This is a genomic window from Streptococcus pseudopneumoniae (genome assembly GCF_001072665.1).
Classification (GTDB): domain Bacteria; phylum Bacillota; class Bacilli; order Lactobacillales; family Streptococcaceae; genus Streptococcus; species Streptococcus pseudopneumoniae_S.
The window spans coordinates 1-8,505 of record NZ_JVJI01000015.1; the positions used below are offsets into that span (position 1 = coordinate 1).

Sequence of the window (8,505 nt, forward strand, 5' to 3'; positions counted from 1 at the left end):
AGTTGGTAGTAGCGCATGACTGTTAATCATGATGTCGTAGGTTCGAGTCCTACTGGCGGAGTAGTTAAGAAAAAGAGGTTTAGGCCTCTTTTTTGTTATGTAATTTATAATCTATCTCGTGTCATTTGACTTTCGCAATCAGGACAAGATAGGGCATCGTATTCCAGTTTAGAGATGATTTACTTGTGGGTATTCCTATTGATGATATCTATAATTTGGATATTAGGTTCTTTGATATCGAGTAGTTTGGGATAAAATGTAATTGTTCCATCTGATTCTTTCTAATGAGTTGTTTAGTCTCTTTTCATTATAGGTCATATGGGACTTTTTTCTACACAAAAATAGGCTCCATAATATCTATAGGGGATTTTCCCACTACAATATAATAGAGCCTTTTTGCCGAGTTAGGTAGTAAATTTGTTCCTATTCTGTCAACTTTTTCTATTTGTTTTCTTGTTGAGGTTGGTTTTTAAGCAATTCAGGAATTGATAGTGAATGTGTAAAATTTTTTGTTAGAATAAGCTTATAAAAAGTAAAGGGGTATAGGCTTATGTTACAAAAGATTTATGAGCAGATGACGGATTTTTATAGAAATATTGAAGAAGAGTATGGTACGTTCTTCGGAGATCATTTTGACTGGGAACATTCTCATTTTAAGTTTTTGATTTATTATCTTGTTCGATATCGTATTGTGAGCTATCGGGATTTTATTGTTTACCATTATCGTGTTGCTTATCGTTTGTATCTTGAAAAATTGATAATGAAACAAGGTTTTGTTGCTTGTTGAGACAGCATGCGTTAATTTCCGAACAAATTTAACTTTTTGTGGAAAAATAATGATAAATAGCCGGAATTTTTTCTAAAACATTTTTTAATAGTTGGAAATAGCAAATCTTTCTATTGTTTCTTCTTGATAAAAAGGCGATTTTTTCTTATAATAAATTGTAAGATATAATTGCAGGTGAGAGTCCTGCCATGTATGTGAGAAAGGAAGAGCCTGAGGGCTCAGACAAGATTATGACTTCAGTTGTTGTTGTAGGTACCCAATGGGGTGATGAAGGTAAAGGGAAGATTACAGACTTCCTTTCAGCGAATGCAGAAGTGATTGCACGTTACCAAGGTGGTGATAATGCAGGTCACACGATTGTGATTGATGGTAAGAAATTTAAGTTGCACTTGATTCCATCTGGAATTTTCTTCCCTGAAAAAATCTCTGTTATTGGGAATGGTATGGTTGTAAATCCTAAATCTCTTGTAAAAGAGTTGAGCTATCTTCATGAGGAAGGTGTTACAACTGATAACTTGAGGATTTCTGATCGCGCGCATGTCATTTTGCCTTATCATATCGAGTTGGATCGTTTGCAAGAAGAAGCTAAAGGTGACAATAAGATTGGTACTACAATCAAGGGAATTGGTCCAGCTTATATGGACAAGGCTGCTCGTGTTGGGATTCGTATTGCAGATCTTTTAGATAAAGATATTTTCCGTGAGCGTTTAGAACGTAACCTTGCTGAAAAGAATCGTCTTTTTGAAAAATTGTATGACAGTAAAGCTATTGCTTTTGATGATATTTTTGAAGAATATTACGAATATGGTCAACAAATCAAGAAATATGTGACAGACACGTCCGTCATTTTGAATGATGCGCTTGATAACGGTAAGCGTGTGCTTTTTGAAGGTGCACAAGGTGTTATGCTAGATATCGACCAAGGTACGTATCCATTTGTTACATCATCAAACCCTGTGGCTGGTGGTGTTACGATTGGTTCTGGTGTTGGTCCAAGTAAGATTGACAAGGTTGTTGGTGTATGTAAAGCCTATACGAGTCGTGTAGGAGATGGGCCTTTCCCAACTGAATTGTTTGATGAAGTGGGAGAACGCATTCGTGAAGTGGGTCATGAGTATGGTACTACAACAGGTCGTCCACGTCGTGTGGGTTGGTTTGACTCAGTTGTGATGCGTCATAGCCGCCGTGTTTCTGGTATCACTAATCTTTCATTGAACTCTATCGATGTTTTGAGTGGTTTAGATACAGTGAAGATCTGTGTGGCCTATGATCTTGATGGTCAACGTATTGACTACTATCCAGCTAGTCTTGAGCAATTGAAACGTTGCAAACCTATCTATGAAGAGTTACCAGGTTGGTCAGAAGATATTACCGGAGTTCGTAATTTGGAAGATCTTCCTGAGAATGCGCGTAACTATGTTCGTCGTGTGAGTGAATTGGTTGGTGTTCGTATTTCTACTTTCTCAGTAGGTCCTGGTCGTGAACAAACAAATATTTTAGAAAGTGTTTGGTCCTAAGAGATTTTTAAGATTTGTTTAAGATAGGTCGGGTATACTATAGACAGTTACAAGAAGACCTCCTAACTTGTTGTAACAAATATCCTAAACTTTTCTTTTTCATAATAATCTCCCTATAAAGTCACCGCATTCGGTGGCTTTTTTTGTCTTGGGATTCATGATATAATAATAAAATCGATAAGTAGGAAAAGAGAAACGGATGAATTATACAGTTGAAGAAAAAGAAGTCTTCATGAGAGAGGCCTTGAGAGAGGCTGAGATTGCTCTTGAACACGATGAAATTCCAATTGGTTGTGTGATTGTCAAGGACGGAGAAATCATTGGTCGTGGGCATAATGCACGTGAGGAGTTGCAGCGAGCGGTTATGCATGCGGAAATTATGGCCATAGAGAACGCGAATCTGAGTGAGGAGAGCTGGCGCTTGCTTGATTGCACGCTTTTTGTGACCATTGAGCCTTGTGTTATGTGTAGTGGGGCGATTGGACTTGCCCGTATTCCAAACGTGGTCTATGGGGCTAAAAACCAGAAATTTGGCGCTGCTGGGAGTTTGTACGATATCTTGACAGATGAGCGTCTCAATCATCGTGTGGAGGTTGAAACGGGAATTTTGGAAGATGAATGCGCAGCTATTATGCAGGACTTTTTTAGAAATAGACGGAAAAAATAATTTTGCTTTTAAAATGAATAGGAATGTGATATAATAAATAGCGGAGCAACAGTTCTGCGTGAAGCGGGTCAGGGGAGGAATCCAGCAGCCCTAAGCGATTTGAATTGTGTGCTCTTTTTTTCGTGCTTTTTCCGAATAAATAAGATAGAATAATCTAGAATAAATGATAATAGAAAAGAGAAGATTATGAAAATTCGTGGTTTTGAATTGGTTTCGAGTTTTACAGATGAGAATTTATTGCCCAAGCGTGAGACAGCGCATGCGGCTGGTTACGACTTAAAGGTTGCTGTGCGTACGGTTATTGCGCCAGGAGAGATTGTCTTGGTTCCGACAGGGGTTAAGGCTTATATGCAGCCGACTGAGGTTCTCTACCTCTATGATCGCTCTTCAAATCCTCGTAAGAAGGGCTTGGTTTTAATTAATTCAGTTGGGGTCATTGATGGGGATTATTATGGAAATCCTGGGAATGAAGGGCATATTTTTGCTCAGATGAAGAATATTACAGATCAAGAGGTTGTTCTTGAAGTTGGGGAACGCGTGGTTCAGGCTGTCTTTGCGCCTTTCTTAATTGCGGATGGAGATGAGGCAGATGGCGTGCGGACTGGTGGATTTGGGTCAACCGGTCACTAGGATGAAGATTATCTTTGTGCGTCACGGGGAGCCAGATTACCGTGAGTTAGAGGAGCGTTCTTATACGGGATTTGGGATAGATTTGGCACCCTTGTCTGAGAAGGGACGGCAACAAGCCCAGAAACTGATCACCAATCCTTTACTCCCTTCAGCTGAAATAATCATATCTTCTGCAGTCACAAGAGCTTTAGAAACGGCTTCTTATGTGGTTTGTGCTGCGGGTCTTCCTTTGAGAGTGGAGCCTTTGTTACATGAATGGCAGGTCTATAAAAGTGGCACAGATAATTTTGAAAAAGCTCGTACTATGTTTCTAGAAAATAAGGGGGAGTTACTTCCTAATAGTCCTATTCAATATGAGACAGCTACGGAGATGAAGTCACGTTTTCTAGAATGCATGGTTAAGTATCGAGATTACCAGACCGTGATAGTGGTAACTCACAATATGCTCATGCGCCAGTTTGTTCCAAATGAGAAGATTGATTTTTGCCAAGTGATTGCGTGTGAGTTAGAGATATAGAAAGAGGTTTATCATCGCAAAGAAAAAAGCGACATTTGTATGTCAAAATTGTGGGTATAATTCCCCTAAATATCTGGGACGATGCCCTAACTGTGGGTCTTGGTCTTCCTTTGTAGAAGAGGTTGAGGTTGCTGAGGTCAAGAATGCGCGTGTGTCCTTGACAGGTGAGAAAACTAAACCCATGAAACTGGCTGAGGTGACTTCTATCAACGTTAATCGAACCAAGACAGAGATGGAGGAATTCAACCGTGTACTTGGAGGCGGAGTGGTACCAGGAAGTCTCGTCCTCATCGGTGGGGATCCTGGAATCGGGAAATCGACCCTTCTCCTACAAGTTTCAACCCAGTTGTCTCAAGTGGGGACTGTTCTATACGTTAGTGGAGAGGAGTCTGCCCAGCAAATCAAGCTACGTGCAGAGCGCTTGGGAGACATTGATAGTGAGTTTTATCTTTATGCAGAGACCAATATGCAGAGCGTACGAGCAGAAGTGGAACGTATCCAGCCTGATTTTCTCATCATCGACTCTATTCAGACAATTATGTCTCCTGAGATTTCAGGGGTGCAAGGGTCTGTTTCTCAAGTGCGTGAGGTGACAGCAGAACTTATGCAACTGGCTAAGACTAATAATATTGCCATCTTTATCGTAGGTCATGTGACCAAGGAAGGAACCTTGGCTGGTCCTCGTATGCTAGAGCATATGGTGGATACGGTGCTTTATTTTGAAGGGGAGCGTCACCATACCTTTCGTATTTTGAGAGCGGTCAAAAACCGTTTTGGTTCTACTAATGAGATTGGAATTTTTGAGATGCAGTCGGGTGGTCTGGTTGAGGTACTCAATCCGAGTCAAGTTTTCCTAGAAGAGCGTTTGGATGGGGCGACTGGTTCATCAATCGTTGTGACCATGGAAGGGACGCGTCCGATTTTGGCGGAGGTTCAGGCCTTGGTAACACCGACCATGTTTGGAAATGCTAAGCGTACGACGACAGGACTTGATTTTAATCGTGCTAGCTTGATTATGGCTGTTTTGGAAAAGCGGGCAGGTCTTCTCTTGCAAAATCAGGATGCTTATCTTAAATCTGCTGGCGGTGTCAAATTGGATGAACCTGCCATTGACTTGGCCGTTGCAGTTGCTATTGCTTCGAGCTATAAAGACAAGCCAACTAATCCTCAGGAATGTTTTGTAGGCGAACTGGGCTTGACTGGAGAGATTCGCCGTGTCAATCGTATCGAGCAACGTATCAATGAAGCTGCTAAACTGGGCTTTACTAAGATTTATGTACCCAATAATTCCTTGACAGGAATCACTCCACCCAAGGAAATTCAGGTCATTGGGGTGACAACGATTCAGGAAGTTTTGAAAAAGGTCTTTGCATAATTCGTGACAAATCCTCTTAAAAATGATAAGATAGGAGAAATATTTGACTATCAAATTTTCGAGGAGGGAATCGTGTCGTATTTTGAACAGTTTATGCAAGCCAATCAGGCTTATGTTGCCCTACATGGGCAGTTAAATCTACCACTTAAACCCAAAACAAGAGTGGCTATTGTGACCTGTATGGACTCTCGTCTGCACGTTGCGCAAGCTTTGGGATTGGCACTTGGGGATGCTCATATCTTGCGGAATGCAGGTGGTCGAGTGACTGAGGACATGATTCGTTCTCTGGTGATTTCCCAGCAACAAATGGGGACAAGAGAGATTGTGGTGTTACACCATACAGACTGTGGTGCTCAGACTTTTGAAAATGGCCCTTTTCAGGAGTATTTGAAGGAAGAATTGGGTGTCGATGTGTCAGACCAGGACTTCTTGCCCTTCCAAGATATAGAGGAGAGTGTACGCGAGGATATGCAACTCCTTATCGAGTCTCCCCTAATACCAGATGATGTCATTATCTCTGGTGCTATTTACGATGTGGATACAGGAAGTATGACAGTTGTAGAATTATAAATACTTCATTTAGAAAGAAAGTGTATGAAGAAAAACAGCATTTTATTTATTTTTATCTTATTGCTATGTATTGGTTTGCAGTATGAAACAATCTACTATACGGATGGTTCGATGTCAGGTGCAGAATATGGCCTAATGGGAGTTTCTATCTTTCTAGCTCTCTTTTACATGATTCCGGCTCTTTATTTCCTTTTCCGTATTGGGGAAAAATGGGAATTGCCAAAGAATGCCTTGATTCTGTCTTTATTGGGTGGGATGTTCCTTTCAGGTTGGTTGTCTAGCTTTGCTAATACCTATATCCATGATTTATTGGAGGTTCTTTTCCCAGATAGTGCATTTTTAAATGCCTTTGAAAGTGCGATTGTGGCTCCTTTGGTAGAAGAACCCTTGAAATTGTTGCCACTTGTCTTTGTTTTAGCTTTGATTCCTGTGCGAAAATTAAAATCTTTGTTTTTACTTGGGATTGCTTCTGGTTTGGGATTCCAAATGATTGAGGATATTGGCTACATTCGTACAGATTTGCCAGAGGGCTTTGACTTTACTATTTCGAGAATTTTAGAGCGTATCATCTCAGGAATTGCCTCTCACTGGACTTTTTCAGGTTTGGCGGTAGTAGGTGTTTACTTGCTTTACAGAGCCTATAAAGGACAGAAGGTTGGCAAGAAACAGGGGCTTATTTTCCTAGGTTTAGCCTTGGGAACTCATTTCTTGTTTAATTCTCCTTTTGTTGAATTGGAGACAGAATTGCCCCTAGCGATTCCAGTGGTGACGGCTATTGCTCTCTATGGTTTTTATCAGGCTTATCGCTTTGTTGAGAAGCACAATGAGTTGATGAACTAGAATATTTTTTAAAAGAATGATGCAAGGGTACAAATATGGTGCCCTTCTTTTATTTTTATATAAAACAAAGTATAAATTTCTAATTATCTTTTTATATTTTCTTAAATGCTCGTAAAGCCTTATTCTATGTGCTTTCGAGTATTTTTACTGTAGGAAGATACTTCACGTTTCTTTGCATATTTCCTCATGTCTTAGCTGTCAGAAGTGGTAAATAAGTAGTAAATTCATTTGTACTACTAAGCAACAAGACGCTCCTGTTGCTTCTCTTTATTCAAGCGTTTCATTTCTGCCATTGCAGAATCGAATGTTGCATGTGCGTAATAGTTCAGCGTCATGGCTATATTAGCATGTCCCATAATGTACTGTAATGCCTTTGGATTCATTCCTGCATTTGCATAGTTGGTACAGAATGTATGTCGCAAACTATGTGGAGTGATGTGTGGCAATTTATCCTCGTTATACTTATTGTATTTCTTAACAAGACCTTTCATCATGCCGTTGTAATCACTTGCCACTTTTGGATAGTTCTTTCTATTAAGAAAGAGGAAATCACTATATCCATCAATCTCAACACGCTTATCATTCTTTCGATTCGCTAACACTCGCTTAAATGCTTGATAGGCTTCTTCAACCATAGGAACTTGACGTTCGCCACTTTTGGTCTTTGGTGTTTCAATGTAGTACCCAATTTCAGTATCTCTCAATAGCTGATGGTCTATATTGACAAGACGATTCTCAAAATCTAAATCTGGAAGTGTCAAACCACCAAACTCTGAAATACGAAGACCTGTTTTTAAGAGTATCAGAATTTCATCATAATTTTTGCTGTAGGTTTTATCAGCTTTTGCAAAGGCTAACAGTTTTTCTTCCTGTTCTTCTGTTAGTACGGTCTTAGGGACAGTATCATCATCAAGAACTGCTTTCAGTTGAAAGTCAAATGGATTCTTCCGAACACAATCATCTTGTATAGCAATATAGAATGAAGCCTTTAAAGAACGTTTGTAGTTATTGATGGTTTGATAAGCATAACCATTTTCACTCATTCTAATAGCCCATTCTTTAGCGTCTGATGGCTTAATACTGTCAATACTTCTTACACCTAACTTGTCTTTCTTCAAAATATCCATAAGATATTTGCGTCCAGTTTCAGTGTTTTTTCTAACCTTTGGTCTTTGAGCGTTCTGTTTTGCGTAAAGCTGGCAGAGTGTCATTTTCTTTCCTACAACATCAATACCATCATGAATGTCTTTCTGTAACTCTGCGATTTTCTCTCTAAGTGAGATACAATCACGCTTTCCTGCTGGTACTCGGTCTGTAGCCACAAGTTTCCACGAGTAAACAAATTGCGGTTCTCCAAATGAATCTATATATTTGTATAAGTATCTTCCGTCTTTTCGTTGGCTCTCTCCAGTCTTTAAGATTCGACCTTTATTGTCACGTCTTTTTTCTGACATGGCATTTGCTCCTTTCCTTTATGGAAAGAGCCTTGATACGACTTAATACTATTTTATCATATACAAGACCCTTTGGCGACGCTAGATTGCGTCCAATGTATCTATAATTTTTTCAAATTGTTTTCGTTTAATCTGAATACGATTGCCA

The 8,505-nt window shown here is 39.8% G+C and carries 9 protein-coding genes, 1 other RNA gene and 2 pseudogenes; 9 read left to right on the forward strand and 3 right to left on the reverse strand.

Going from position 1 to position 8,505, the window contains the following annotated elements; translation table 11 throughout:
* Window positions 1-116 precede the first annotated feature (116 nt).
* A pseudogene (locus ADH52_RS11825) lies at window positions 117-271 on the reverse strand (ISL3 family transposase); the annotation flags it as partial.
* 279 nt (window positions 272-550) lie between these two features.
* Here ADH52_RS11825 and comW point away from each other — a divergent pair.
* The 9 genes from comW (at window position 551) to ADH52_RS01325 (ending at window position 6,903) form a co-directional block, all read left to right on the forward strand.
* Window positions 551-787, forward strand: a complete 237-nt coding sequence (comW, locus tag ADH52_RS01290; RefSeq protein ID WP_049509606.1) for a sigma(X)-activator ComW — start codon at window positions 551-553, stop codon at window positions 785-787.
* A 230-nt stretch (window positions 788-1,017) separates the two neighbouring features.
* Window positions 1,018-2,304 carry an adenylosuccinate synthase gene (locus ADH52_RS01295; protein ID WP_001832534.1) on the forward strand — a complete coding sequence of 429 codons (1,287 nt, stop codon included), beginning with the start codon at window positions 1,018-1,020 and terminating at the stop codon, window positions 2,302-2,304.
* Between the two features lie 199 nt (window positions 2,305-2,503).
* On the forward strand, window positions 2,504-2,971 hold the full coding sequence (gene tadA, locus ADH52_RS01300; RefSeq protein WP_001110112.1) for a tRNA adenosine(34) deaminase TadA: 468 nt from the start codon (window positions 2,504-2,506) through the stop codon (window positions 2,969-2,971).
* 32 nt (window positions 2,972-3,003) lie between these two features.
* Window positions 3,004-3,101, forward strand: an RNA gene (gene ffs, locus ADH52_RS10645) — signal recognition particle sRNA small type.
* Between the two features lie 56 nt (window positions 3,102-3,157).
* The gene (locus tag ADH52_RS01305; RefSeq protein ID WP_000701988.1) at window positions 3,158-3,601 is read left to right on the forward strand and encodes a dUTP diphosphatase; all 444 of its coding nucleotides are present in this window, start codon (window positions 3,158-3,160) and stop codon (window positions 3,599-3,601) included.
* A complete protein-coding gene (locus ADH52_RS01310) occupies window positions 3,561-4,118 on the forward strand; it encodes a histidine phosphatase family protein (protein ID WP_161800517.1) in 558 nt (185 codons plus the stop codon). Before ADH52_RS01305 ends, ADH52_RS01310 begins: the two co-directional genes overlap by 41 nt.
* A 13-nt stretch (window positions 4,119-4,131) precedes the next feature.
* Window positions 4,132-5,493, forward strand: coding sequence for a DNA repair protein RadA (gene radA, locus ADH52_RS01315; RefSeq protein ID WP_080976026.1), 1,362 nt, complete (start codon window positions 4,132-4,134; stop codon window positions 5,491-5,493).
* Window positions 5,494-5,565: 72 nt separating this feature from the next.
* Entirely contained in the window at window positions 5,566-6,063 is a 498-nt protein-coding gene (locus ADH52_RS01320) for a beta-class carbonic anhydrase (protein ID WP_004237611.1), read from the forward strand.
* A gap of 24 nt (window positions 6,064-6,087) precedes the next feature.
* Window positions 6,088-6,903, forward strand: a complete 816-nt coding sequence (locus ADH52_RS01325) for a PrsW family intramembrane metalloprotease (RefSeq protein ID WP_049509612.1) — start codon at window positions 6,088-6,090, stop codon at window positions 6,901-6,903.
* A gap of 236 nt (window positions 6,904-7,139) precedes the next feature.
* Here the strand turns inward: ADH52_RS01325 and ADH52_RS01330 are convergent, their stop codons facing one another.
* Both ADH52_RS01330 and ADH52_RS11215 read right to left on the reverse strand, forming a co-directional pair.
* Window positions 7,140-8,357, reverse strand: coding sequence for a tyrosine-type recombinase/integrase (locus ADH52_RS01330; RefSeq protein ID WP_001291561.1), 1,218 nt, complete (start codon window positions 8,355-8,357; stop codon window positions 7,140-7,142).
* 81 nt (window positions 8,358-8,438) lie between these two features.
* Window positions 8,439-8,505 (reverse strand): annotated as a pseudogene (locus tag ADH52_RS11215) (excisionase); the annotation flags it as partial.